This window comes from Marinococcus sp. PL1-022 (genome assembly GCF_033845285.1).
Taxonomy (GTDB): Bacteria; Bacillota; Bacilli; order Bacillales; family Marinococcaceae; genus Marinococcus.
Window position 1 is genome coordinate 1,933,281 of record NZ_JAWXCX010000001.1, and the last position, 24,887, is coordinate 1,958,167.

Here is a 24,887-nt window from a genome sequence, read left to right on the forward strand (position 1 = left end):
CTTCCTTCCATTATAGCAACCTCCCGCTAAAGGCGAAATCAAAAGGAAAAGAAAGAAACAATATACAGTACTACAACCACCATACCGCCGCCAAAAGAACTTAACGCGTTCACAGCGTTGTTTGTCATCCATGAAATGCCCGAGACGTGCATGGTTTTCCTTTCATGATGAACGTCGGCTTCCGTATAGGATCCACACACGATGCAATGATTCAGCCGTTCTGCGTAGGCTCCGAGAAATGTATCGATAAAGCAGCCGCACACGCCAGCAATACCTACAGCGATAAACATAAAGACGGCCGGTTCTAAAGAGACGAAACAGACCACCCCTCCCACGAGAAAAGCACCGCCGACAGCCCCCAGCGTTCCTGCTCCGGAGACCGCTCCGGAAAAGCCGTTATCTATCCGCTTTCGGCTGCGCACATGAAGCGGCCTGCCCCCGAACCGGCGGCCGATCTCTGATGCCCACGTATCCGCATTTGACGCCGCCGCTGCACCAGCAGCAGCGGCTAGAAGCCCTTCCCACGAAGTGACACTGAACAAAGCAGCAAACATAAGCATGGGTCCTCCATTTGCCCATACCTGCCAGCTGTCCCGCTGCTCCTTTTCCTGTTTATTCAAACGGGACAGAGCTGTTGAACTCACAAAAAAAGTGAGCAGGGCTGCCGTCCCCGGCCACCCTGTCCACGTGTAAATAAGCGTGCCTAGCACCCCTGCTGATACGGTAGCGACAGGTGTTAATGCTCGTTTCCGCCAAATTATCAGCAAAAACAGCACAAATGCTGAACCAAGCGCTGCTTCAGTCCACATGAATAAGCCCCTCGCTGCTGATCAGGGTTTGTACCGGCACGTCGTGCGCTTCCACCGGAATACGGTCCTGAAGCTGAAATGGATGAATTAGGGCAGCCGTAGAAAAATCCCCCCTGTTTAAAAAGCGGTCATAGTAGCCGCCCCCGAACCCAACGCGGTAGCCCTGCCTGTTAAACGCAAGACCAGGGACAAGAACAAGGTCAAGCTGCTCCGGAGGCACAAGGGGGCAAACGCCTCTTTTAGGCTCGTAAATCTGACCGATCGTACGCTCGAGTTCACCGAATTGCTGGATTTCATAAAAATCCATTCCGCGTTGTTCAGGCTCGATTTTAGGGACACACATCCGTTTTCCCTGCTTCCATCCGGCTTCAATAATAGGACCGGTATTTATTTCATTTTTGAGTGAAACAGTCACGGCTATTGTTTCCGCCTGCTTCCAGCCGTTCCATTGGAATAAATACTCGTAAATCTTCTTTTCTGCCTTTAGGCGCTCATTCGCGGAAAGAGTTTGATAGGTGTTATTTACCTGCTGCCGGAGCATATGTTTATTCAATTGTCTTCCCCTCCCGTGCCTTTTTCATTTTAGAATGCTTTAAAGACAAAAGAAAAAGCAGCTGGGAGATGTAATCTCCTGCTGCTTATTTCGTTTCGCGATGAAGAGTGTGCTTTCCTAAACGAGGAGAATATTTGTTCAACTCAATACGCTCAGGGTTTGTGCGTTTATTTTTGCTGGTGATGTAATTACGGTCACCGGTCTCTGTGCAGGCAAGTGTTACTTGTACACGCATGTGATTCCCTCCCTACTTTCGTACATTTTTCATACTTAGTAATACTATCAGATTCCTATTTGTGCTTCAAGTCTGTGGTGTTAGTTTTTCTAAGGAAAGTTAAGAAGATTTTTTATAAAAGCGGCAAATCAGTGAAAAATGTTAGCAGCACATCGATTTGCCGCAGTTATTTATTCCGGAGGAATTACTGTTCTTCTTCGCCGCCCCCGGTTTCTTCCTCATCTTCGTCACTGTCTTCCGCGTTCCCGCCGTCTTCTTCATTCTCATCCTGGCCGCTTCCAGCGCCCGGACGTTCCTCTTTAAGATTCACATATGCCTGCATTGTATCAGCGGCAATGCTGTTGGCAATACCTGAGCGCCCGCCATTATCACTTGAATAAGTGTTAGGGACAACTACCGCAATCGCAATCTCCGGATCTTCATACGGCCCGTAGGCGATAAAGGTCTGGTTGTTTACCTTTACTACTTCATCATCACTTTCCCTGCGGACACTTCGCTCAGCCGTACCGGTTTTACCGGCAATTTCCATATTTACATCGGTGAAATAGCTGTCCGCGGTTCCAAGCTCGGTGTTTACCACGTCGTACATGCCCTCCTGGGCAATATCAAAGTATTCTTTGTCAATATTAACCCGGTTCAGCATGTTCGGTTCAAACTGGTGAAGCACCGCTCCCATTTCATCGGTATTGCGGTTAGGTTCACGGATTTCTTTCACCAGGTGCGGCTCCATCCGTTTGCCGTCCGAAGCAATAGTCGCGGAATACTGTGCCAGCTGCAGCGGCGTGTACGTATCCAGCTGGCCGAAGGAGAAGAACAACAAGCTGCCTGGCACATCTTTCCCAGCATTTAAACCGGTAGCTTCTGACGGCAGATCGACGCTGGTTTCCACCCCAAGCCCGAACTGATGGTAGTAGTCTCTCATCGTCACATATGCCTCATCCACTTTTTCGTCATTAAAACCATCACTGACTCCATATTCATAATCCATCAGCCGCATCGCAATTTCGGACATGAACACGTTGGAGGATTCCTGAATGGCGCCGACAACATCTATCGTACCGATTTCATGAGAAGAACTGACGTCTCCCCCTGGACCAGGAAGGTTAATCGGCCTGTCGTTGATTTTCGTATCTTCTGTAATGACTTCCTCCTGGAGACCAATCATGCCTGTCGCCGGCTTGATCGTCGAACCCATCTCATACGTATTTGTTATATTTCCCAGCTGGTTGTCATAGCCATTCATGGCAAGTATTTCCCCCGTGTTCGGGTCGATCGCAGTCACATATGCCTGCTGATCGTTTGGAAATGAGCCTTCCGACTGTGCCATCTGATTATCAAGTATTGTCTGCACTTCCTGCTGCAGATCCATGTCAATCGACAGCACGAGGTCATTACCACGGCTTCCGTTGTTCGTTTCCTCAGCGTCATCATCCTCACCGCTGACGGTTCCTTTTTTGCCCCTCAGCGTGTCTTCATAGTATTGCTCGAGAAAGCTCTGACCGACCTCATCGGAACGCTGATACCCTTTAGCAAGAAACTCGGTTACCGTTTCTTCAGGAATTGATCCCACCTTCCCGTAAAGGCTCTGAAAGGCCTGCGTGTACTGGTAATCACGCCGGAAGTCCCTGGTTACATCCACGCCCTCCAGTTCATCGAGACGCGCGCTGATCGCTGTGGCCTCTCCTTCTGTCAAGTCCCGTTTGACGCGCTGCGGCGAATCATAGTATCCGGAAATCATTTCACTCCAGATCGCTACGACCTCCAGCTCTTCATCGCTGATGTCATTCAATTGCTCTTCTGTAATCCGGTCAAGCTGTACGTCATATGGATCTTTGCCGTTTTCCATCAGCCGCTGTTCTTCTTTGTCTGAGACAAGCTCCTCCGCTTCATTTTCGCGCGTTAAAAGCCAGTAGTCCTGCAGGTTTCTTTCCGGCATGCTGTCACGATCTGTTTCCTCTTCATCAAATTCAATCAGTTCAGCCAGTTCTTCAGCCGTCTGGATGCGTTCTTCATCCTCATAGCTTCTCTGGTTTGTATACGTTAACGTCAGAATAAGATTATTGTCCACCAGCTCCGTTCCATTGCGGTCATACATAATCCCGCGCGGGGCATCGACACGGCTCGCTGAGGTGGAAGCCGTTTCATTCACGTCCTCTTCATACGTATCCCCTTCAACGATCTGAACGTATCCAAGACGCAGTATTAATATTGAAAACAATATGAAGACAGCGAAAAAAAGAACGTTCAACCGAAAAGGAATGGAAGGTTTTTTATTTTTTCTGGAAGCCACACGCAATCCCTCTCTTAATATATGTAAGTTTGCTTGTTTCCATTTAAGTATAGCATAGAAAAAAGCCGATGCCGAACTTCAACTCCATCCATAAACAGAAAAAAATCCGTTCCCGGCAATAGGGAACGGATTCTTAAAATATATTATTTAGCTTCCTGATAGTTCTTTTCAACTTCGTCCCAGTTTACAACATTCCAGAATGCTGCTACATAATCCGGACGACGGTTTTGATACTTCAGGTAATACGCGTGCTCCCAGACGTCGAGGCCGAGGAGAGGCGTTTTGCCTTCCATGATCGGGGAATCCTGGTTGAGCGTATCCATAAGCTCAAGCTCGCCGTTATTTAATACGAGCCATGCCCAGCCGGAACCAAAACGTCCGGTAGCTGTCGCGCCGAATGCTTCTTTGAATTTGTCAAAGCTTCCCCATTTGCTCTTAATGGCATCTGCCACTTCGCCTTTTGGTTCGCCGCCGCCGTTAGGGCTGAGAAGCTTCCAGAAGATGGAGTGGTTGGAATGGCCGCCGCCGTTGTTTCTTACTGCGGTGCGGATATCCTCAGGAACAGCGTTCAAATCGCTGATCAGTTCATCAACGCTTTTGTTTTGAAGGTCGCTGTGATTTTCCAAGGCTGAATTTAATTTTGTTACATACGTGTTATGGTGTTTATCATGGTGAATGTTCATTGTCTGCTCATCGATATGAGGCTCTAATGCGTTTGGTGCAAAAGGTAGATCTGGTAGTTGATGTGTACTCATACAAAATGCCCTCCTTGAAAGTTCTGGTGGTTTGTTCAAAGTGACTCTGTAATAATTTAGTATACAAAATTACACTTAGTCTACTTTTACTTTACCAAAACAATTCTTATTTTTCAAATCAGCTTTCCGGTTTATTCAAACTAGAAAGCCTGCCACGGTTGATTATTCCCGTATGCTTCTTCTTTAAACATAAAAATCGCACCAGCATCCGCTGCATTTGAAAAAACCAAATAACAAATACCGGCTCCATCCCCGGCTGACGCCGTCCCGGTCAGGGCTTTTTTCAAAACAAAAAAACTTTCCCGTGCAGGACGGAAAAGCTTTCGGTGCCGCTATATAGAAATCGATGTTTAACATAATAATTATGGCGGAGGAAGAGGGATTCGAACCCTCGCGAGCCGTAAAGCTCCTAACGGTTTTCGAGACCGTCCCCTTCAGCCGTACTTGGGTATTCCTCCATATACATATTTACCCACCGCTTCTTAAGGTGGTGGACCCTGTAGGACTCGAACCTACGACCGGACGGTTATGAGCCGTCTGCTCTAACCAACTGAGCTAAGGGTCCTTAACAGTATTGCAGACAAAAAAATGGGGCGGTTGATGGGAATTGAACCCACGAATGCCGGAACCACAATCCGGTGCGTTAACCACTTCGCCACAACCGCCGTATGAGTATGTAAATATATTGGTAGCGGCGGAGGGGATCGAACCCCCGACCTCACGGGTATGAACCGTACGCTCTAGCCAGCTGAGCTACGCCGCCATGGCTCCGCAGGCAGGATTCGAACCTGCGACCAATCGGTTAACAGCCGATTGCTCTACCACTGAGCTACTGCGGAATGTGTTACTGCCGTTTTTACGACAGTAATTACTATATCATTTCCCCAAAAACGCGTCAAACAGAATTTTGTATTTCTTTAAACAAGAATTATTATAATATAAATGGCGTTCACTAGCAATATACCGCCCTTTATAACAACGCTTGCGATAAACCCGCCAACAGATCCCACACCAATTTTACCAAGCTGTTTCCACGATTTCTGGCCACCAATTAACTCTCCAATAACGGCTCCGGCAAGCGCGCCGATCAGAATACCGGCGACCGGGATAATAAACGGGCCGACGACCAGTCCGATCAGGCTCCCCCAAATGCCGTATTTGGTACCACCGCTCCGCTGGATTCCATAATAGTTAGCCGCGTAATCAATTACAAACAGCAGCACAGCAATAACCGCCTGTATCACCCAGTATACAACACCGATATCCGTAAATCCGTAGCCCAGTGCAAACAAAAGCGCAGCTGCTGCGTGAAAAATCCCGCCCGGCAGAATCGGATAAACAACCGCGACAAGCGCCAGCGCGTAGCAGGCAATCCCCAGCAAATACCAGATAAATTCCATACGTTCCTCCTTTTGCAGCCATAATGGTATTCTATAGCCGCTTTTCTCTTTGTATAATCAATAAAAAAGAAGGAGGCGGTCCTCCTTCTTTTTTATGACACTTCCCGGTCATCCAGTACCGTTTCAGCAATATTCACTGAATGGTCGCCGATCCGTTCAAGATTACTGATCATGTCCACAAACACAATACCTGCAGAGCCGGAGCATCGTCCTTCATTCAGGCGGAGTATGTGTTTTTTACGCAGTTTCCGCTCCATTTTATCGATGTCTTCTTCCTGCCTGGCAACCTGCTGGGCAATTTCATAATCATCTTTTTCAAGTGCTTCAACTGCACGGTTAAATGTGCTGATCGTCAGCGTGAACATTTCATTTAAATCCTTGTACGCTTCTTCTGAAAGCGTCACTTTGTTGGTCAGCTGATAGTCCACAAGCTCCATCACGTTTTCCATATGGTCGCCGACGCGTTCAATATCACGGACGGTGTCCATCACTACGGAGTGCTTGCGTGAATTTTCTTTAGACAGGGAACGCGCGGAAATACCGATCAAATAATCCGTAATATCTTTATCCAGGTTGTTGATTGCTTCTTCATACCGCACAATCTTTTCAGCATCTTTTTTATTTTTTGTTTCCAGATAGCTTTCACTTTTCCTTAAGCCTCTTCCCGCATAATCGGCCATCCGGAGTGTTTCGAGCTTCGCCTGGTCCAAAGCGATCGCCGGAGACTGGTAAATAAAGCTTGGATCCAGATGCTTCGGCTTATATTCAATCTCTTCGTCACTTCCAGGGACGAGCTTGGTCACTATATACGCAAGAGCCCCTACAAACGGCAGCTGGATAATTACGTTTGAGATGTTAAATATACCGTGAGCAAACGCAATCGTCATCGGCTGGTTTAAATTGAGCGCATCCTGCAAAAAACTAATAAAAGCCGTATACGGAACAAGCAGAATGAGTACGATCGTCGCACCGATCAGATTAAAGATAACGTGCGTCAAGGCTGTACGCTTTGCTGCCACGGAAGCACCAATAGCTGCAATAACCGCCGTTACAGTTGTACCTATATTATCCCCGAACAGGATTGGAAGTGCGGCGTCGAGCGATATAGCATTCTGGGTATACAGCTCCTGAAGCAGTCCGATCGTCGCCGAGGAACTCTGCAGTCCTACTGTAAAGATGACCCCTACCAATAATCCCAACAGCGGATTGTTACTCATGCTGATGGTTAAATCGTTAAATGCCGGCAGTTCTTCGAGCGGTGCCACTCCGTCCCCCATAAGTGAAAGTCCGAAAAACAGGGAACCAAAGCCGAAAAAGGTTTGTCCTATGTTGCTTACTTTTTTGTTTTTAAAGAAAAAGATCATTACTGTACCAATAAATATGATTGGAAGAGCATATTCTTCGAGTTTAATCCCGATAATAAATGCCGTTACCGTTGTTCCGACATTTGCCCCCATAATAACGCCGATTGCCTGCCGCAGTGTCATAAAGCCTGCGCTGACAAGACCGACTGTAAGTACTGTAGTTCCAGAGCTTGATTGAATAAGTATAGTTACGATAATCCCAACCAGCACGCCCATAAATGGGTTGGAAGTGAATTTATCCAGAAGATCCCGGAGCCTGTCGCCAGCAATTTTCTGCAGGCCGTCGCCCATGTATTTGATTCCGAACAGGAATATCCCCAAACCACCAAAAAAAGTAAACAAAATCGTTTGAATATCCAAACTCTACATCCCCTTAGTCGCTTTATGAATTTTGGCAGTTTTTTTGCCGCACCCAATCTATTTTTAAAGTAAATCGAATGGTTTGTAAAGGAAATATTATGTTTTTCCAAAGTTATTTAACTTTTGGTTTTCTCCCGTAAAAAAAGAGAAAGCCGCAGCTTCCTCTTTTTCGATAAACAACCTTTAATATGGAAATTACTGTTCTTTTACAGCCTTTTCAAGGCGCTTGACCCGGATGCGCGTACCATCCACAGACATTACTTCAATTTCCTCTTCAGCATTCAGCCACTGATCGCCGCTTGTAGCACTGTAACGCTCTCCCTCGATCTCAACCGTACCAGTCGGGCGGAACGGAGTAACGGTGGTCCCCGTTTTACCGACCAGTCCTCCGTATGTCTGGTTCATTGAGTTATAGCCCTGTTCGCTCGTCAAACTGTCCTTTAGCATCAGCTTTGACCACAGGTCCCGCCGCGGGAAAACCTTGAGGAAAAACATCGCTGCAATGGCGCCGGCCAAAAAGCCGAAAATAACGAGTACCCCGTATATAATAGTGGGTGTTGGTACAGCGATGGATACTCCCATTAACAGGAGCCCTACAATAGAGACAGTCCCGTCTCCAATAAGCTTGCCGTCAAGCAGGATCAGCCCAAGCCCGGCTGCATACAGTACAAGCACCCAGATGCCGGCTGCCCCTTCAAGATGGTAGGAAAAGAATAAGACCATAAAAGCTGTTCCCAGAATAAAAAATAAGCTTTTGGACTTCACAAGAAATTCCGAGATTAAAAACATCGTCCCAAGAAAAACGACAATAAAGCCTATACTCGGGTTCGCTAACCATTCCATTGTATATACTCCCTTCCATAAACTTCTGTATTCATTAAGCAATACGGCCCCTAAACGCCTGATTATCATATATACGCGTAAACTCTCGTAATCGTTTCACATTTATTGTAACTCTTTTGTCTGCCAGCTGTCAGCTGAAAGCGTCTTCTCTGCATAAAAAAGAGGCCCTGCGGCCCCTTCTCTTTTATACTAATATTATGCCGATTCCCCGGAGTCGCTGTTAAACCATCCCTGGACAGAATCAAGCATCTGCTCGAGGAAAGCAACAACGCGCGAAAGGAAATTCTGCGTATCTTCACTGTTTACAAAGCTGTCGATGTTTTCCGAAGCTTTATCAAGCTGCTTCTCCATCTGTGACCAGTCAATATTTAAGTTCTGCATCCGGTCGAATAAGGAGACAAGCTCATCTGTCTGCTCTTCGCTCAGTTCAATATTCATATCGCCTGAAACATTTTGCACAATGACCCGGATATCCTCCGTGTTATTGATCTCCGTGTTGTTTATTTCCTGCTTGATTTGTGTAATCAGTGTTGTTGCTTCTTCTTTTCCAATATCTTCGCCGAGCTCAGATGTTTTGGCAATCTCTTCATTTGCCACCTGCTTTTGATCCTCGGATATGTTCACATTGTTCTGCTGTTCGTAGGCCTTTAAAATCCCGGTCAGCGCGGCCGTCCCGGATACCTCAAACGGAGCCGTCACGTAAACCTCTGCGTCCTCTACGCCCGCTGTTGCCAGCGCATTTGCATACATTCCTTCTGTAACCGTATCTATTTTATTCGTTTCAATATCGATACCCCCGCCGTTTTCAACTGCAGTAATTTTCGCAGAGGAGAGCGCGCGCGAACCGATTTCAGAGCTGCTTAAATAATCTCCGAGATATTGGTATTCTTCTTCGTTTGTAACCTCGACCACCGGTACTTCCCCTTCAGTTACATCCATTTCTTCAAGCAGCGAACTTCTTTGCTCTGAAGACAGATCCTGGCCGAGTGTCACTGTTACATCTCCTGCTGCAGCGTCTGCAGACGCCTCCTGGCTCACCCCAAGAACCCCTAACGTAACTACCCCGGCTGCTAATGTCTGCTGCCACCACTTCATTATGCTCAACTCTCCTTTTTATGCCCTTTCATTTCCAACCCTATACTTTCATGACCAATATATTTATATTCGTCGCATCTATAGTCGTAAGCCCCGGAAAAAAGTTACACTGCCCGCACTCTTTTGTTAGTTTCTCATCATTTTACAAAATGGCGGCTTCTGCATTTCTGATTTTCGCTCTCTGGAAGCAACTGCTTGCCAAGAGTATACACCCACTGATACAATTACGATGTGTTATAGACCACTATCAACCATTGTTGTTGCATTAGACGAGGCACGAAATAAATTCACCAATATAAAGGGGCGAATGGATACATGAGCCAAATAACCCACCGCAGCGAAACCCGAGCAGTCAAAGTAGGTAATGTGACGATCGGTGGAAGTAACGAAGTAGTAGTACAAAGCATGACCACAACAAAAACTCACGATGTGGAAGCGACCGTCGCGGAAATCCACCGCCTTGAAGAAGCCGGATGCCAGATTGTCCGTGTCGCATGCCCACAGATGAGGGATGCTGAAGCAATTCCGAAAATTAAACAGCGCATTAACATTCCGCTCGTTGTCGATATTCATTTCGACTATAAGATGGCCTTAAAAGCCATTGAAGGCGGCGCCGATAAAATCCGGATCAATCCCGGTAACATCGGAAAGCGGGAAAAAGTAGAAGAGGTTGTTGAGGCAGCCAAAGCCAAGGGTATTCCAATCCGTATCGGCGTAAACGCCGGGTCCCTCGAAAAACGGATCCTTGATAAATACGGATATCCAACTGCAGACGGAATGGTCGAAAGTGCTCTCTACCATATTTCTATCCTTGAAGAGCTCGGCTTTTACGATATTATCGTTTCGATGAAGGCCTCAGACGTGCATCTGGCTATTGAAGCTTATGAAAAAGCGGCCCAGGCATTCAGCTACCCGCTTCACCTGGGAATCACTGAATCAGGCACTCAATTCGCAGGCACAGTCAAAAGCTCCGCCGGTCTCGGGGCTATACTAAGTAAAGGAATTGGAAGCACGCTTCGTATTTCGCTCAGTGCGGACCCGGTAGAGGAAGTGAAAGTTGGACGCGAGCTGCTGAAAACATTCGGCCTTGCCTCCAACGCCGCGACGCTTATCTCATGCCCGACATGCGGACGTATTGAAATTGATCTGATCAGCATCGCCAATGATGTGGAGGAATATATTTCCACCATCAAAGCTCCGATTAAAGTAGCCGTGCTCGGCTGCGCAGTTAACGGTCCCGGCGAAGCAAGAGAAGCCGATATCGGTATTGCCGGTGCAAAGGGTGAAGGCCTTCTTTTCCGCCACGGGGAAATCATCCGGAAGGTTCCGGAGGAAACCATGGTGGAGGAACTGAAGATTGAAGTCGATAAAATTGCTGAAGAGCATTATGCTAAAGAAGCAGAAAAAGAACGGGAAGCTAAAGAAAAAGAGCTGACAAACTAAGCATTCGATGCAAAAGAGCTCCACCCATCATTTACGGGTGGAGCTCTTTTTTGTTTATCCTGCTGCAGATCCTTTGATTATGCCGGCGCTGTTTCCTTTTGTTTCGCCTTTTTACATTCGGCACAAAGTCCGTAAATTTCAAATTTATGCCCCGTCACTTCAAAGCCGCCATCGACATTTTCATTGAGCCAGTCCATCGGGCACGTTTCAATTTCTCTCGTTTTTCCGCACTCAAGACAGATAAGATGATGATGGTGGGCCGTGGTCGAACAGGAAAAACGAAAATGCATTTCTCCCTCAAGCTCTGTCATTTCGAGAATGTCCATTTCTTCAAACAGAGACAGGTTGCGGTAGACGGTATCCACACTCATTCCCGGATAATTTGTCTGCAGGGAGTGCAGCACTTCCTTTGCAGTCAGATAGCGTCTTTCATCTGAAAAAAGCTGAAGCAGTTCTTCACGCTTGGCTGTATATTTAAATCCCTGTTCCTTCATTATATTAAGCGCTTGGGTGACGTTCATATTTTAGCCTCCTGTTTCTTTTCCAGTTGATCCAAGTTCTGAGAGCTAAAGTAACAAAAAGTATAAGAGCGGCTGTCACTACAGTGCCTCCGCCAGAAGCAATGCCAAAAAAGATGGACCCGGTCACCCCGGCTGCCACGGAGGCTTCCCCAATGATAACAGCAATCAGAAGCATCCGTTTAAAGCCGGAGGCCCACTGCATCGCTGCCGCTGCCGGAAGCGTAATCAACGCCCCGGCAAGCAGTACACCGACCACCTGCATCGACGCTGAAATAACAATCGCCAGCAGAACGGCAAGCAGCACATTGAGCATTTTAACCGGAATTCCGGCTGCTGCTGCCATTTCTTCATCGAAGGAAAGAAACATCAATTCCCTGCCAAATGCTGCAAGCAGCCCGAGGGCAGCAATCGTCATTAATCCGATAAACCAGAGATCCTCCATCTGCACGGAAACGACGCTTCCAAACAGATAGCCGTACCATTCCGTCACCCCGTCAGCGGATACAGACATAAATACGGCGCTAAGCCCTACCGCTGCTGCCATTAAAATCGGGGCAGCAAGCTCCTGGAAGCCTCCGTAGGTATGGCGCACCCGTTCGATGATCAACGAGCCGGCAAACGCAAATAAAAAGCCGGTATATAAAGGATTGATATCCCAAAAAGCCTGCAGATTACCGGCAAGCACTCCTGCTGTCACTCCGGCAAGCGTGACGTGAGCAAGAGAATCTGCTATCAGTGAGGACCGGCGCACGACTAAAAACGAGCCGATCAAAGGTGCCGTCAGGCCAATCAACACTGCTGCTATAATGCTTCGTTCCACAAAATTCATATCAAACATAGCCGTCACTCTCTATTCTTTATTTTACACAAGGGTTGCTTTTCTTTGCTATTGATTTGCTTTGCCCGCCCATTCCGCTTCCTTCCATGAACGCTGACGCAGCCGTCCGGCGACTTTTTCAGCCAGCACAACGACCGCCCATATAAGAAATGAAAGGACTGCAATCGTGCCGCCTGAGCTCAGATCAAAATAATAAGAAATCAGAAACCCGGCTATCACGGCTGTTTCCCCGAAAATCACGGCATATACAAACATGCTTTTGAAGGTGGAGGCGACCCGTAGCGCCGCTGCTGCCGGCAGAGTAATTAAAGCGGAAACGAGCAGTACTCCCAAAATAGAGATGGAAGAAGCAACTATGACCGCCGCGATGCCCGCAAATAATAAATTCACTCTCTGCACGGGGATGCCGTTTACCGTGGCCTGCTCTTCATCGAAGGCCAAAAATAATAATTCTTTATAAAACAGCACAAACAACAGCAGCGATACGACAGATATAACACCAATCACCACTGCGTCTGCAGCATTTACCGTAAGAATGCTTCCAAATAAATAGTTAAACAAATCATTATTAAAGCCATCCGCCAGGGAAATAAATACAACTCCGAGCCCAATGGCTGAAGCCATTACTACCGGAATAGAAAGCTCCTGAAACGCTTGAAACCTCCGGCGCAGATATTCAATTACAAACGATACGATGAACGTAAATAAAATACCGGTATAAAGAGGATTCCATTCGCTGAGCCATACCCAGAACGACGCGAGCCAAAGATGAAAAGCGATCCCGGTCAGCGCTGTGTGCGACATCGCATCGGCAATCATCGGCGTCTTTCTAACCACCACAAACACGCCTGCAGCCGGAGCGACCACCCCGAGCATGAGCCCGATGATAAGCGCATATCTTAGAAAGTCAAATTCCAGAAAAACCATCAGGCGCCCCCTGCATGGTGATCGTGCTCGTGATGGATAATATGCACGTCATGTCCATATGTGCCGGCAAGATCACTTTCTTCAAACTCCCGCGTCGTACCGTGAAAATGAAGCTGCTGATTCAGGCAGGCTACTTTCGTCACGTATTTTGTCATTGCTCCTACATCATGGGTAACCAGGATAAGAGTAATCCCCTTTTCCCTGTTCCAGTGGCTCAGCCGCTCATAAAACGCCTGGGCGGAGGAAGCATCCACCCCGACAGTCGGTTCGTCCAGAATGAGCACCTCAGGATCGCTCACAAGAGCACGTGCAATAAATACCCGCTGCTGCTGTCCTCCGGAAAGCCTTCCCATATTTTTCTTTTTAAAGCCGAGCATATCCACCTGCTCGAGCGCTTCATGAATGCGCTGCCTGTCTTTACGGTTCAAAAACCGGAGCAGGCCCTTTTTGCCGTACAGCCCCATAGCTACGACTTCATATACCGTTACCGGAAATCCAGCATTGAAACGATTTGCTTTTTGGGAAACATAGCCAATCTTCGGCCATTGGTGAAATTGGCGCACCGGCGTCCCAAACCAGCGCACTTCTCCTTTATAATGCTTGTGCAGGCCTAAAAGAATCCGGACGAGCGTGGATTTTCCCGACCCGTTCGGACCGACCAGACCTACAAAATCTCCGTAGTTTATCTTCATATTGACATCGTCAAGCACGAGCTCTGACTCGTAGCGAAACGAAAGATGATTCACTTCAAGCAGCGTATTCGTTGAATCTTCCACCAGGAAGCCTCCTTCTTTCCAAAAACAATTAAGAATCGTTACGATTTATCGATAGGAAAAGTATACAAAACCTTTTTGCTTCTGTAAATCTTCTTTGCTTAATCGTGTATACAATTCATGGTTATTCTTTGTATGATAGTTAGTAGTAAAGCAGGTCAACGAAATCAAATCCAATTCTAAGGAATGATGAAGATGTTTCAAGCGAAAGAAAAAGTCGCCGTTATTGATATAGGCTCCAACTCGATCCGGCTCGTAATTAATGAGGTCGACGAAAAACGGGGATACCGCGAGCTTCATAATTTAAAAACCGTTGCCCGCCTGAGCAATCATATTGACGATCAGAATGCGCTTACCCAGGAAGGACAAAATATTCTGCTGCATACCCTTCAGCAGTTTGAAGAAGTTCTCCGCTTTCACGACGTTCAGACTACTCATGCCGTGGCCACCGCAGCTGTGCGTGGTGCCTCCAACCGCGAAGAAGTTCTCCAGTATATTGAAGAACACATCGATTTTCCCATCCGTGTTCTTTCCGGCGAGGAAGAAGCCTCCTACGGGTATCTTGCGGTAGTGAATTCGACCAGCCTGTCTGAAGGCATCACAATTGATATCGGGGGCGGCAGTACAGAGGTAACCATGTTTAAAAACAGGGAACTCGTGCGCACCCACAGCTTTCCTTTCGGCGCCCTGACATTAAAGCAGAAGTTTCTTCCAGACGATGACAAAATTACCTCCAGCAACCTGAAGCAGATGAATAAATGGATTGAAAAACAATTTCAAAAAGTGTCCTGGCTGAAGGAAGAAGGGGAAAATCTTCCGGTTGTCGGTATCGGCGGTAGCTCCCGGAATATGGTTCTGGTTCACCAGTCTTCCATCAACTACCCTCTTGCCGGCCTGCATCAGTATTCCATGACCGGTGACGATATTGCCGAAACGATGGAGCTGCTTGAAAAATCGAGCTTATCCGAACGGGAAAATATCGAAGGGCTTTCCAAAGACCGGGCGGACGTTATTATTCCGGCTGTCCGGATCATTTCCCAGCTTTATAAACATATCGATGCCTCCTACTATTTGATCAGCAATAAGGGCCTTCGCGACGGACTGCTGTTTGAAGAGCTGCTCCGGGATAAAATGTACCCTCATTTTCCGGACGTAATCGAGGAAAGCTTTTATCAGCTGAACCGGGAGTTTGAGATTAACCCGGATTACGTGGATGAAGTTGGGAACATTGCTTCTTCGATGTATAACAGCCTTGAGCCCTATATTCCAAAATCATACCTGCATGAAGATAACCAACGCCTGCTGAACCGTGCAGCCCAGGTTCTTTATATCGGGGAATACATCAGCTCCGAGGCAAGCAGCCAGCATACCTTTTACATTTTGACCAACCGTTCCATCGACGGGATTACGCATGAGGAACGGATCGCCATGTCACTGGTCTCTTCCTTTAAATCTAAATCGATGTTCAAACAGTTTGTGAAACCGTTCCGGCCGTATATGCAGAAAAACAGCTTGAAGCGTCTCGAATTTCTCGGAAGTATTTTAAAGTTCTCGTACTCACTCAACCGCACGCGCCGCAATATCGTTTCCGGGCTCGGCGTTGAAAGGAACGGCAAAGAGCTTCATTTCCATATATACTGCCGCGAGGGCATGAATTCCACCTTTGAAGAAGCCAAAGCTGATAAGTATAAAAAACATCTGGAAAAAATGATTAACCGCGAGATCGTGCTTCATTTCCACGAACAGTCGCCGGTTTCTGCTTTTTCCAGCTGAACAATGCTTTTTTCGTGAATCTTTACATGCACTTAACATTTCGTTGATACAATTGGCCCAGGAGTGACCAGGGTGTAAAGAAAGGCGGATTCTACCATGACCGAAACGACTCAGACACATATTGACCTTGAAAATCCAGCATACTATAACAACCGTGAGATCAGCTGGCTTGCATTTAATGAGCGGGTGCTCGAGGAGGCGCTTGATGAGACCAACCCGCTCCTTGAACGCCTGCGGTTTTTAGGTATCTTCAGCTCCAATCTGGACGAATTTTTCATGGTCCGGGTGGCGGGGTTAAAAGACCAGGTGAAAGCAGGATTTAATAAGCCGGAAAACAAAGCCGGACTTACGCCGAAGCAGCAGCTCTCAGCCATCACCAAAAAAAATTCAGAGCTCGTGCGGCTGCAGGATCATTTTTTTACGGAAACGGCTGTTCCGCTGTTATCCTCGGAAAATATTCGTTTTCTTTCGACGCTTGAATTAAACAGCGACCAGTATAAATATGTCCAGGAGTATTTCATGTCCAATATTATGCCGGTGCTGACCCCAATGGCTGTGGATGCCTATCGTCCGTTTCCCATGCTTTTAAACAAGTCCCTGAACCTGGCCGTCCGGCTGCAGAAGGACGCTGGGGATGAAAAAGAGAGCATCGCCATTGTACAGGTGCCCGGGGTGCTCCCCCGCTTCCTTATGCTTCCGTCATCCGACGGCAGCCGGGAGTATATTCTCCTTGAACAGGTGCTCGCGGAATTTATCCATATGCTTTTCAAAGGGTTTACTGTCGTAAGTGCTTCTCCGTTCCGGATCACCCGGAATGCGGATTTAACCATTCATGAGGAAGGTGCCCGCGATCTGCTCCGGGAAATTGAAAAGGAATTAAAAAAACGTAAATGGGGAGCCGCCGTTCGTCTGGAATGCCAGCACGGCATGATGGATGACTATATTCTCGAGTTTCTGCTTGAAGCCCTCGAGGTTCATCCGGATGACGTGTATACACTGAAGGGGCCGATTGATTTAACCTTTTTATTTCCGCTCTGCGATGAACTCGCGCCGGAATGGGAGCATCTTGTGTACGAAACGCTTATTCCCCAGCCACCGGAGGATTTGATTGCCGAGGCCGATGTGTTTGACGCTGCTGACGACCGTGATATTTTGCTGCATCACCCTTACGAATCGTTCCAGCCTGTGATCGACTTTATTTCCACAGCTGCCGACGATCCGGACGTTTTAGCCATAAAGCAGACCCTCTACCGGGTCAGTGGAGACTCCCCCATCATTGCTGCACTGGCAAGAGCTGCAGAGCAGGGTAAACAGGTGACGGTTCTTGTGGAGCTGAAGGCCCGCTTTGATGAAGAAAATAATATTCAATGGGCAAAAACCCTCGAGAAATCCGGGGTGCATGTCATTTATGGCATTACGTCGCTGAAAACCCACAGTAAAATTGTACTGGTTGTCAAGAAGACAGCAGGAGGCATCAAGCGGTATGTACACCTTGGTACCGGCAACTATAACGATTCCACCGCTAAAGTGTATACCGATATGGGAATGATTACGACCCGCCCCTCCTTCGGTGAAGATGCCACTAACTTTTTCAATCATTTAAGCGGCTTTTCCCAGCAGCCGTCCTGGAATGAAATCAGCACTTCTCCGGACGGTATACGCGATGAACTCCTCCACCTGATCCAGCAGGAAATTGACTGCCACAAGCGGAATGGGAGCGGCCACATCATCGCCAAAATGAATTCGTTAACAGATAAAGAGCTCATTATTAAACTGTATGAAGCCTCTCAGGCCGGTGTCCGCATTGAACTCATTGTGCGCGGTATCTGCTGCCTGAAGCCAGGCATTCCCGGAGTAAGCGAAAGCATCACCGTGCGAAGCATCGTCGGTCGTTTCCTAGAGCATACCCGTATCTTTTACTTTGCCAACAACGGCCGTGATGACTATTATTTGTCCTCGGCTGACTGGATGACAAGAAACATGGAAAAACGAATCGAAATTATGTTTCCCGTCTACGAACCCATTTTAAAAAAGCGGCTCCACGCTATTTTACAGCTGATTCTGCAGGACAATGTGAAGGCACGGGAGCAGGACAGCAGCGGCTATTATCATTACGTCGAGCCTGCGGCCGGAGAGCCCGCCGTTAACAGCCAGCTGGTGTTGTTTGAATGGGCATCGAGATTTCTTGATATGAATAACGAATAAAACAAGCACGCCCTGCACATAGGATTCATGCGGGGCGTGCTTTTATCATCTTTATACGGAAATACTTTGTTTTTGCATCTGCAAAAAAAGCATGAACGCGTCACACATTCATGCAATTGACATTTATACTTCGGCCGGCATTAATTCGTCCCGCCAGTTCGCCTTCCATTCTTTTTGTCTGAGCATCGCAATTTCATGCTTGTACGGTGGTTTTTTGTTTTTCTTGTCCGTGCCTACATAAGGTGTTTCCAGTATTTTAGGCACAGAAGCAAACGCCTCGTGGTGCACAATTTCTGCCAGCGTGTTATAGCCGATATAGCCGTAGCCAATATTTTCGTGACGGTCTTTGCCTGCCCCGCGTTCGTTTTTGCTGTCGTTAATATGAAGCACCTTCAGCCGGTCGAGCCCGACATAATGGTCGAATGATTCCAGAACGCCGTCCAGGTTCCCCACAATATCGTAGCCCGCATCATGCGTGTGGCATGTATCAAAGCAGACACTCAGTTTATCATTGTGAGTCACTCCACTGATAATCTCCGAGAGCTCTTCAAAGCTTATTCCGCATTCCGATCCTTTTCCCGCCATTGTTTCAAGCGCGATCTGAACCTTCTGGTCCGGGTGAATGACTTCATTTAAGCCTTCAATAATTTTCTTAATGCCCGCTTCTGTTCCGGCGCCGACGTGCGCGCCCGGGTGAAGAACAATCTGCTTTGCCCCAAGGGACTCGGATCTGCTGATTTCATTGCGCAGAAAATCGACGCCCAGCTGAAATGTTTCCGGTTTGGTCGTATTGCCGATATTGATAATATACGGCGCATGGACCACTACCTCTTCGATGCCGTTTTCTTTCATGTGGGCGTGCCCGTCTTCGATATTTAATTCTTCGATAGGCTTACGCCGGGTATTCTGCGGCGCTCCTGTATAGATCATCATCGCTGTCGCTCCGTATGAAGCCGCTTCTTCGCTTGAACCAAGAAGCATTTTCTTTCCGTTCATGGATACGTGTGAGCCTAAAAGCACAGTCATCACCTCAATTATTATTTTCGTTTGTGCCGGCGGGAGGCCGTCTGGTCTGCCATCGCTTTTTTCTTGTAGCCCGGCTTCACTTTTTTCGGCTTTTTCACCGGCATGGAATCAGCAGGAGCAGGTGCGGGCTTTCGCTTCGTCTGTTTGGAGGCAAACAGCGGTTTGGACAGTTCGGTCCATGCTCCTTTACGAAAGTCCATGAACGTAAAGCGGATACCCTGCTTCTGAAGAGAAAGAACGGCTTTGCGGTCTTCTTCTCCCATCAGAGTATAAGACTCCCCTGTCAGTCCGGCTCTTCCCGCACGGCCCGTCCGGTGAATAAAGTATTCCAATTCCTTCGGCAGGCTGTAGTTAATAATGTGCGAAATGCCCGGAATATCCATGCCACGGGCAGCAAGATCGGTAGCTACCAGATACTGGACCTCAAGATTCTGAATCCGTTTCATAACCTGTTTGCGCTGCCGCGAAGGCAGACCGCCATGCAGAACCTCTACCGGATATTGTTTTTTAAACATCTCTCCGGCCAGTTCATCCGCTTCGTCCTTTGTGCTTGCGAATATGATGGCGAGAAACGGCTGCAGCCGGTCCACAAGATCCATCGTCACATCAAGACGGCTGCGGTGCCTGAGAGCGATACCGTAGTGCGTCATTTCTTTCGGCGTCGCATGCTCCGGCTTTACGTGCACATGCTTGGGATTGTTCATATATTTTCTTAAGAAGGGCTGCAGGCTCTCCGGTACTGTGGCAGAGAATACCATCATCTGCAGGTTATCTGCCATTTTGCCGGCCACCGGATCAATTTCTTCCAGAAAGCCCATATCAAGCATCTGGTCCGCTTCATCAATGACGAGCATGCTGACTGTGTGTACATTGATAACATTTTCTCCTACCATGTCCTTCAGGCGGCCCGGTGTAGCTACAATAATATGAGGCGGGTTGCGGAGCTGTTCCATTACTCTTGAACGGTCCGTCCCCCCGGACACCTGCTTGGCACGTACCGAAGACGTTTCATCTTCCTCCGTAAGTTCCTTCAGGACACCGAAAATCTGGCCGGCAAGCTCCCGGGTAGGGGCTGTTATGACTGCCTGCACCTCCGCTTTGGAGGTGTCTATTCTGCTAAGGATCGGCAGCAGATACGCAAGCGTCTTGCCTGAACCGGTCTGCGACTGGCCGATAACATCCTTTCCGTTAATCGCAGAAGGGATCAGCCGTTCCTGAATATCCGTTGGTTTTTGAATTCGTTTTTTATCCAGCAGCCTGAGGGCGTATGCCGGAATATTGTATTGTTTAAAGCGATTTTCCACGCTGTTCACCTAACTCTCTTTTCATTTACGCATTTTTTGCATCTCCATATTTTATCATAGTTAAAATAGAAACCATAGCTTCTCCGCTGCTTCTGTTCACAAAATATTAAAGGACTGCATTCAGCCAGCCGTCCTTTCTTTTCAACCAGGCACTTAGGTAGTATAATGAATCCAGAATCGTTTTACATGACTGCATACGTAAAGTCAGCGCGTACACGCAAGACCTCACGGTTCAAATTATGAAACAGGAGGCCTTTATGGAAGTAACGAAAATTTCACCACGTGGATACTGCTACGGCGTTGTCGATGCGATGGTAATGGCGAAAAAAGCCGCCGGTAACCAGGAGCTTCCGCGCCCAATCTATATTTTAGGCATGATCGTACACAACAAGCACGTGACTGACGCATTTGAAGAAGAAGGGGTCATATCCCTCGACGGGCCCAACCGGCTTGAAATACTCCGGCAGGTGGATAAAGGCACAGTCGTATTTACAGCTCACGGCGTTTCTCCGGAAGTACGCGAGCTTGCCGAAGAAAAAGGACTGACGACCATTGATGCCACCTGCCCCGATGTTACCGTCACCCACGACTTAATACGGCAAAAGCGGGATCAGGGCTATGAGTTTATCTATGTCGGCAAAAAAGGGCATCCGGAGCCGGAAGGCGCTGTCGGTGTCGCTCCGGACATTGTGCATTTAGTGGAAACGCTCGATGATCTTGAAAGCTTAAACATTCGGTCGGAACGGATTATTATGACTAACCAGACGACCATGAGCCAGTGGGACGTATCCGACATTATGGACCGGGCGAGAGAAATTTATCCACACGCAGAGGTGCACAATGAAATCTGTAATGCCACCCAGGTCCGCCAGGAAGCGGTAGCTGAACAGGCGAAGGATGTAGATCTTGTGCTCGTTGTCGGCGATCCGAAAAGCAACAACTCCAACCGGCTGGCCCAGGTGTCCGAGCAGGTGGCAGGTACCACAGCGTACCGGATCAGCAACTTAACCGAGCTGGATTTAAGCTGGCTTGAAAATGTTAACTCTGTAGGGGTTACAGCAGGTGCCTCCACGCCGACATTAATCACAAAGGAAGTCATCCTGTTTATCGACCAGTACGATCCAAACGATTCATCCACATGGGACACTGAGTCTCATATTGATAAATCAAAAATTCTTCCAAAAATCAAAGCAAAATCATAAAAAAATCCCTCCGCTTGAGCGCGGAGGGATTTTTTCTATTATGCCAGCCGGAATGGTTCAGTGGACAAAGCAGAAGCCACCCATTCCACCTGCAGCCGGTCCTGACTGCGGTGCTGCATTTCCTTCTGCACACCCTTTTTCATGATTTTTTCCACATGGTGGCCGGGATCCATCATCGTAAGGCCATCCATCGCCGCATCCTGGGCTGTATGGAAATAAATATCGCCGGTAATGTACACATCCGCCTGCTTCGAAAGCGCCTGCTTCCAGTATTTGTTGCCATCGCCTCCGAGCAGGGCCACGCGTTTGACCCGGTCGGCTTTTCCGTCCACAACGCGGACAAACGGCACGTCATAGCTTTTTTTTACCTGCTCCACAAACGCTTCAAGCGTCATTTCCTCCGGAAGGTCTCCCACTCTGCCGAGTCCGTAAGGCTCTCCCGGAAGGGCCAGTAGATACATATCATACGCCGGTTCTTCATACGGATGGGCTGCAGTTAAAGCAGCTTCCACAGACTGCCGGAGTGAGGCCGGCACGATCGTTTCCATCCGCTTTTCGTCCGCGAATTCCATTTTTCCCTGCTCGCCTAAAAAAGGATCCGTGCCGTCCCCGGGGATAAATGTTCCAGTCCCCGAAGCGGAAAATGTACAGTGACTATACCCACCGATATAGCCGGCGCCCGCGTCCCCTACTGCCTGTCTTACTTCTTCCGTGTGAGACACCGGTACAAAGGCCACCAGCTTATACAGCTGGTCTTCGCCTGTCACAGCCAGCACCTCCGTGTTCGTTAAACCGAGCGCTTCTGCCATCATGTCATTCACACCCCCTGGAGCAATGTCGAGGTTTGTATGAGCAGCATAGACAGTTAAATCATGCTTAATGCACTTTTCAATTACCGGCCCCTGGCCATTTGCCACATCAAGTGATTTTATAGGACGAAACAGCAGCGGGTGATGGGCAATGATTAACTCCGCCCCTGTTTTAACAGCTTCATCCACCACCTCTTCGGATACGTCAAGGGTCGTGACCACTTTTGTCACCGGCTGGTTCCAGTCCCCGATCATCAGCCCCACCCGGTCGCCTTCCACAGCAAGCGACGGCGGCGCCCATTCTTCAAACACCCGGATAACGTCACGTACAGTATTCATGTGATAACCTCCTCAGCCCATGCAATATATTGGTTTAATTTTCGTTTCTTTGCCGTTGTCTGTTCTGTCGGAACGGCATTTGCCAGCTGTTGTAAAATTTGCTGCCAATTATCTTTTTCCCTCATCCATTTATCCTTAAAAGCATTGTTCCGCTCCTCAAGCAGATATGGGCCGAACAGCAGCTGTTTTTCGAGCGGCTCCTGATGAACCCGGTACGGCGCTTCCGCTTCTCCCGGCACCGCCGTCAGTATTTCATACACATGACGATCCTCCTTCAGGATTCGCTCATCGGTAAGCAGCCAGCCGTTGTCGAGCAGCCACTGGCGGATCCGGCCCGCGGAAACGTTAGGCTGCAGGATCAGCTTCTGCACGGAGCACAGCTGCGTCTTCCCCTGCTCTATAATCTCAGTGATCAGCGTGCCGCCCATTCCGGCGATAACTACTGTATCAATACGATCATTTTCTGTCAGTACCGTGAGCCCGCTCCCGAGACGGGTATCAATTTTACCTGTTAATCCGCAGGCCGCAATGTAGTCCGAGGCAGCCTGAAGCGGGCCTGCATTCACATCTGCTGCTACTGCATGCTCCGCGCCCCGGCGCACGATTGCTTCCACCGGGACAAGCCCGTGGTCCGTGCCAATATCTGCAACCACTGCCCCCCGGTCAATTTGTTCTACGATGCCAGCCAGTCTGTCCGGCAATACAGCTTTTTTCATGTTTCCCTCTCTCTTCTATGTAAAATAAAAAAGGGGACACCTGCTTATTAGAAGCATGCGTCCCCTTGTATCTATGATGAATTCATCAGTCCATGAAATCCTTTAATCGCTTGCTGCGGCTCGGGTGACGAAGCTTTCTCAGTGCTTTGGCTTCAATCTGACGAATACGTTCTCTTGTCACACCAAACACTTTCCCTACTTCCTCAAGGGTGCGGGTGCGTCCGTCATCAAGGCCAAACCGGAGACGGAGAACGTTTTCCTCGCGGTCCGTCAGCGTATCAAGCACATCTTCGAGCTGCTCCTTCAGCAGTTCATAGGCAGCTGCATCCGATGGCGCCATCGCTTCCTGGTCTTCAATAAAGTCACCAAGATGGGAGTCATCTTCTTCCCCGATAGGAGTTTCGAGCGATACCGGCTCCTGGGCAATTTTAAGAATTTCCCTTACTTTATCCGGAGTCAGGTCCATTTCTTTGGCAACTTCTTCCGGAAGCGGTTCACGGCCAAGGTCCTGCAGCAGCTGACGCTGCACGCGGATCAGCTTGTTGATCGTTTCCACCATGTGCACCGGAATACGGATTGTTCTCGCCTGGTCGGCAATAGCACGGGTGATTGCCTGACGGATCCACCACGTAGCATACGTACTGAATTTGAACCCTTTGCTGTGGTCAAACTTTTCCACCGCTTTGATAAGACCCATGTTGCCTTCCTGAATTAAATCGAGGAAAAGCATACCGCGCCCGACATAACGTTTTGCGATCGAAACAACCAGACGGAGGTTGGCCTCTGCAAGACGGCGTTTTGCTTCTTCGTCGCCCTCTTCAATTTTGGTGGCAAGATTAATTTCTTCTTCCGCAGAAAGAAGTGGCACACGGCCGATTTCTTTTAAATACATCCGGACTGGATCGTTAATTTTAATGCCTGGAGGGACGCTTAAATCATTCAAATCAAGGGTGTCTTCTTTTTCCACCTGTTCCATGCTTGGAACTTCTTCACCCTCGTTGATAATATCAACGCCTTGTTCACCAAGGTATTCAAAAAACTCATCCATTTGCTCAGAATCCTGGTCGTAACTGGAGAGTTTTTCTGTTATTTCTGCATACGTTAACGTTCCACGCTTTTTGCCCGTTTCGAGCAATTGTTCTTTTACCTGATCGACCGACATTTCACCTTCCGCCAGCGGACGGCTTGGTTTTTCCGCCATTCGATCTCCCTCCTTCCAAGCTTCACACCTTGAATCCTACCCTGTCTCTTTACATGCCCGCAATTGTCTGTGCCGACGATTTCTTTTCCTGGTATTTTCTTAGCTG

Annotated in this window: 22 protein-coding genes and 5 tRNA genes; 4 read left to right on the forward strand and 23 right to left on the reverse strand. The window is 48.2% G+C overall.

Going from position 1 to position 24,887, the window contains the following annotated elements; genetic code table 11:
- Nucleotides 1-38: 38 nt before the first annotated feature.
- From SIC45_RS09915 to SIC45_RS09980, 14 genes are all read right to left on the reverse strand, one after another.
- Entirely contained in the window at nucleotides 39-809 is a 771-nt protein-coding gene (locus SIC45_RS09915) for a DUF92 domain-containing protein (RefSeq protein WP_319632049.1), read from the reverse strand.
- On the reverse strand, nucleotides 799-1,362 hold the full coding sequence (locus tag SIC45_RS09920; RefSeq protein ID WP_319632050.1) for a 5-formyltetrahydrofolate cyclo-ligase: 564 nt from the start codon (nucleotides 1,360-1,362) through the stop codon (nucleotides 799-801). The genes SIC45_RS09915 and SIC45_RS09920 overlap by 11 nt, the downstream gene beginning before the upstream one ends.
- Nucleotides 1,363-1,447: 85 nt before the next feature.
- On the reverse strand, nucleotides 1,448-1,597 hold the full coding sequence (gene rpmG, locus SIC45_RS09925; protein WP_298787882.1) for a 50S ribosomal protein L33: 150 nt from the start codon (nucleotides 1,595-1,597) through the stop codon (nucleotides 1,448-1,450).
- A 184-nt stretch (nucleotides 1,598-1,781) separates the two neighbouring features.
- Nucleotides 1,782-3,887 carry a penicillin-binding protein 2 gene (locus tag SIC45_RS09930; protein WP_319632051.1) on the reverse strand — a complete coding sequence of 702 codons (2,106 nt, stop codon included), beginning with the start codon at nucleotides 3,885-3,887 and terminating at the stop codon, nucleotides 1,782-1,784.
- A gap of 143 nt (nucleotides 3,888-4,030) precedes the next feature.
- On the reverse strand, nucleotides 4,031-4,642 hold the full coding sequence (locus tag SIC45_RS09935; RefSeq protein WP_319632052.1) for a superoxide dismutase: 612 nt from the start codon (nucleotides 4,640-4,642) through the stop codon (nucleotides 4,031-4,033).
- Nucleotides 4,643-5,007: 365 nt separating this feature from the next.
- Nucleotides 5,008-5,100 (reverse strand) — tRNA-Ser (locus tag SIC45_RS09940).
- A 30-nt stretch (nucleotides 5,101-5,130) separates the two neighbouring features.
- A tRNA-Ile gene (locus SIC45_RS09945) sits at nucleotides 5,131-5,207 on the reverse strand.
- A 24-nt stretch (nucleotides 5,208-5,231) separates the two neighbouring features.
- Nucleotides 5,232-5,307 (reverse strand) — tRNA-His (locus tag SIC45_RS09950).
- Nucleotides 5,308-5,328: 21 nt separating this feature from the next.
- A tRNA-Met gene (locus tag SIC45_RS09955) sits at nucleotides 5,329-5,405 on the reverse strand.
- Between the two features lies 1 nt (nucleotide 5,406).
- Nucleotides 5,407-5,481, reverse strand: a tRNA-Asn gene (locus SIC45_RS09960).
- Between the two features lie 78 nt (nucleotides 5,482-5,559).
- Nucleotides 5,560-6,042 (reverse strand): DUF456 domain-containing protein, encoded by a 483-nt coding sequence (locus tag SIC45_RS09965; protein ID WP_319632053.1) that lies wholly within the window; start codon nucleotides 6,040-6,042, stop codon nucleotides 5,560-5,562.
- Between the two features lie 92 nt (nucleotides 6,043-6,134).
- The gene (locus SIC45_RS09970; RefSeq protein ID WP_298787890.1) at nucleotides 6,135-7,766 is read right to left on the reverse strand and encodes a Na/Pi cotransporter family protein; all 1,632 of its coding nucleotides are present in this window, start codon (nucleotides 7,764-7,766) and stop codon (nucleotides 6,135-6,137) included.
- Between the two features lie 195 nt (nucleotides 7,767-7,961).
- On the reverse strand, nucleotides 7,962-8,609 hold the full coding sequence (locus SIC45_RS09975) for an NfeD family protein (protein ID WP_298787892.1): 648 nt from the start codon (nucleotides 8,607-8,609) through the stop codon (nucleotides 7,962-7,964).
- Between the two features lie 195 nt (nucleotides 8,610-8,804).
- Nucleotides 8,805-9,704 carry a DUF1002 domain-containing protein gene (locus SIC45_RS09980; protein ID WP_298787894.1) on the reverse strand — a complete coding sequence of 300 codons (900 nt, stop codon included), beginning with the start codon at nucleotides 9,702-9,704 and terminating at the stop codon, nucleotides 8,805-8,807.
- Between the two features lie 315 nt (nucleotides 9,705-10,019).
- Here SIC45_RS09980 and ispG point away from each other — a divergent pair, with 315 nt between their 5' ends.
- Nucleotides 10,020-11,147, forward strand: coding sequence for a flavodoxin-dependent (E)-4-hydroxy-3-methylbut-2-enyl-diphosphate synthase (ispG, locus tag SIC45_RS09985; protein ID WP_298787896.1), 1,128 nt, complete (start codon nucleotides 10,020-10,022; stop codon nucleotides 11,145-11,147).
- 77 nt (nucleotides 11,148-11,224) lie between these two features.
- Here ispG and SIC45_RS09990 read toward each other — a convergent pair whose 3' ends face one another.
- Genes SIC45_RS09990 through SIC45_RS10005 form a run of 4 tightly spaced genes read right to left on the reverse strand, consistent with a single transcriptional unit; the run spans nucleotide 11,225 to nucleotide 14,212 of the window.
- Nucleotides 11,225-11,668: a Fur family transcriptional regulator gene (locus tag SIC45_RS09990; protein ID WP_319632054.1), complete on the reverse strand. Its 444-nt coding sequence runs from the start codon at nucleotides 11,666-11,668 to the stop codon at nucleotides 11,225-11,227.
- Nucleotides 11,646-12,506 (reverse strand): metal ABC transporter permease, encoded by an 861-nt coding sequence (locus SIC45_RS09995; protein ID WP_319632055.1) that lies wholly within the window; start codon nucleotides 12,504-12,506, stop codon nucleotides 11,646-11,648. Before SIC45_RS09995 ends, SIC45_RS09990 begins: the two co-directional genes overlap by 23 nt.
- A gap of 48 nt (nucleotides 12,507-12,554) precedes the next feature.
- Nucleotides 12,555-13,433, reverse strand: coding sequence for a metal ABC transporter permease (locus SIC45_RS10000; protein WP_319632056.1), 879 nt, complete (start codon nucleotides 13,431-13,433; stop codon nucleotides 12,555-12,557).
- A complete protein-coding gene (locus SIC45_RS10005) occupies nucleotides 13,433-14,212 on the reverse strand; it encodes a metal ABC transporter ATP-binding protein (protein ID WP_413645943.1) in 780 nt (259 codons plus the stop codon). The genes SIC45_RS10000 and SIC45_RS10005 overlap by 1 nt, the downstream gene beginning before the upstream one ends.
- A gap of 189 nt (nucleotides 14,213-14,401) precedes the next feature.
- Here SIC45_RS10005 and ppx point away from each other — a divergent pair, with 189 nt between their 5' ends.
- Nucleotides 14,402-15,979 carry an exopolyphosphatase gene (gene ppx, locus SIC45_RS10010; protein WP_319632058.1) on the forward strand — a complete coding sequence of 526 codons (1,578 nt, stop codon included), beginning with the start codon at nucleotides 14,402-14,404 and terminating at the stop codon, nucleotides 15,977-15,979.
- A 96-nt stretch (nucleotides 15,980-16,075) separates the two neighbouring features.
- Nucleotides 16,076-18,184, forward strand: a complete 2,109-nt coding sequence (locus SIC45_RS10015) for an RNA degradosome polyphosphate kinase (protein WP_319632059.1) — start codon at nucleotides 16,076-16,078, stop codon at nucleotides 18,182-18,184.
- A 123-nt stretch (nucleotides 18,185-18,307) separates the two neighbouring features.
- On the opposite strand, the gene SIC45_RS10020 is transcribed toward SIC45_RS10015, so the two are convergent.
- The gene (locus SIC45_RS10020; RefSeq protein WP_298787911.1) at nucleotides 18,308-19,210 is read right to left on the reverse strand and encodes a deoxyribonuclease IV; all 903 of its coding nucleotides are present in this window, start codon (nucleotides 19,208-19,210) and stop codon (nucleotides 18,308-18,310) included.
- Nucleotides 19,211-19,221: 11 nt separating this feature from the next.
- A complete protein-coding gene (locus tag SIC45_RS10025) occupies nucleotides 19,222-20,514 on the reverse strand; it encodes a DEAD/DEAH box helicase (protein WP_319632060.1) in 1,293 nt (430 codons plus the stop codon).
- A 257-nt stretch (nucleotides 20,515-20,771) separates the two neighbouring features.
- Here SIC45_RS10025 and SIC45_RS10030 point away from each other — a divergent pair, with 257 nt between their 5' ends.
- The gene (locus tag SIC45_RS10030) at nucleotides 20,772-21,716 is read left to right on the forward strand and encodes a 4-hydroxy-3-methylbut-2-enyl diphosphate reductase (RefSeq protein WP_319632061.1); all 945 of its coding nucleotides are present in this window, start codon (nucleotides 20,772-20,774) and stop codon (nucleotides 21,714-21,716) included.
- Nucleotides 21,717-21,754: 38 nt separating this feature from the next.
- On the opposite strand, the gene SIC45_RS10035 is transcribed toward SIC45_RS10030, so the two are convergent.
- From SIC45_RS10035 to rpoD, 3 genes are all read right to left on the reverse strand, one after another.
- Nucleotides 21,755-22,864 carry a Nif3-like dinuclear metal center hexameric protein gene (locus tag SIC45_RS10035; protein WP_319632062.1) on the reverse strand — a complete coding sequence of 370 codons (1,110 nt, stop codon included), beginning with the start codon at nucleotides 22,862-22,864 and terminating at the stop codon, nucleotides 21,755-21,757.
- The gene (locus tag SIC45_RS10040) at nucleotides 22,861-23,580 is read right to left on the reverse strand and encodes a tRNA (adenine(22)-N(1))-methyltransferase (protein ID WP_319632063.1); all 720 of its coding nucleotides are present in this window, start codon (nucleotides 23,578-23,580) and stop codon (nucleotides 22,861-22,863) included. The genes SIC45_RS10035 and SIC45_RS10040 overlap by 4 nt, the downstream gene beginning before the upstream one ends.
- Before the next feature lie 85 nt (nucleotides 23,581-23,665).
- The gene (rpoD, locus tag SIC45_RS10045; RefSeq protein ID WP_022794962.1) at nucleotides 23,666-24,781 is read right to left on the reverse strand and encodes an RNA polymerase sigma factor RpoD; all 1,116 of its coding nucleotides are present in this window, start codon (nucleotides 24,779-24,781) and stop codon (nucleotides 23,666-23,668) included.
- Nucleotides 24,782-24,887: the final 106 nt, after the last annotated feature.

What these genes read in the sequence shown, in the direction of transcription:
- SIC45_RS09975 (WP_298787892.1), bottom strand. Translation starts at nt 8,609, where the DNA reads ATGGAATGGTTAGCGAACCCGAGTATAGGCTTTATTGTCGTTTTTCTT.
- ppx (WP_319632058.1), top strand. Translation starts at nt 14,402, where the DNA reads ATGTTTCAAGCGAAAGAAAAAGTCGCCGTTATTGATATAGGCTCCAAC.
- SIC45_RS10000 (WP_319632056.1), bottom strand. Translation starts at nt 13,433, where the DNA reads ATGGTTTTTCTGGAATTTGACTTTCTAAGATATGCGCTTATCATCGGG.
- SIC45_RS10030 (WP_319632061.1), top strand. Translation starts at nt 20,772, where the DNA reads ATGGAAGTAACGAAAATTTCACCACGTGGATACTGCTACGGCGTTGTC.
- SIC45_RS09915 (WP_319632049.1), bottom strand. Translation starts at nt 809, where the DNA reads ATGTGGACTGAAGCAGCGCTTGGTTCAGCATTTGTGCTGTTTTTGCTG.
- SIC45_RS10035 (WP_319632062.1), bottom strand. Translation starts at nt 22,864, where the DNA reads ATGAATACTGTACGTGACGTTATCCGGGTGTTTGAAGAATGGGCGCCG.
- SIC45_RS09965 (WP_319632053.1), bottom strand. Translation starts at nt 6,042, where the DNA reads ATGGAATTTATCTGGTATTTGCTGGGGATTGCCTGCTACGCGCTGGCG.
- SIC45_RS10020 (WP_298787911.1), bottom strand. Translation starts at nt 19,210, where the DNA reads ATGACTGTGCTTTTAGGCTCACACGTATCCATGAACGGAAAGAAAATG.
- SIC45_RS10040 (WP_319632063.1), bottom strand. Translation starts at nt 23,580, where the DNA reads ATGAAAAAAGCTGTATTGCCGGACAGACTGGCTGGCATCGTAGAACAA.
- SIC45_RS10015 (WP_319632059.1), top strand. Translation starts at nt 16,076, where the DNA reads ATGACCGAAACGACTCAGACACATATTGACCTTGAAAATCCAGCATAC.
- SIC45_RS09990 (WP_319632054.1), bottom strand. Translation starts at nt 11,668, where the DNA reads ATGAACGTCACCCAAGCGCTTAATATAATGAAGGAACAGGGATTTAAA.
- SIC45_RS09935 (WP_319632052.1), bottom strand. Translation starts at nt 4,642, where the DNA reads ATGAGTACACATCAACTACCAGATCTACCTTTTGCACCAAACGCATTA.
- ispG (WP_298787896.1), top strand. Translation starts at nt 10,020, where the DNA reads ATGAGCCAAATAACCCACCGCAGCGAAACCCGAGCAGTCAAAGTAGGT.
- SIC45_RS09980 (WP_298787894.1), bottom strand. Translation starts at nt 9,704, where the DNA reads ATGAAGTGGTGGCAGCAGACATTAGCAGCCGGGGTAGTTACGTTAGGG.
- rpoD (WP_022794962.1), bottom strand. Translation starts at nt 24,781, where the DNA reads ATGGCGGAAAAACCAAGCCGTCCGCTGGCGGAAGGTGAAATGTCGGTC.
- rpmG (WP_298787882.1), bottom strand. Translation starts at nt 1,597, where the DNA reads ATGCGTGTACAAGTAACACTTGCCTGCACAGAGACCGGTGACCGTAAT.
- SIC45_RS09995 (WP_319632055.1), bottom strand. Translation starts at nt 12,506, where the DNA reads ATGTTTGATATGAATTTTGTGGAACGAAGCATTATAGCAGCAGTGTTG.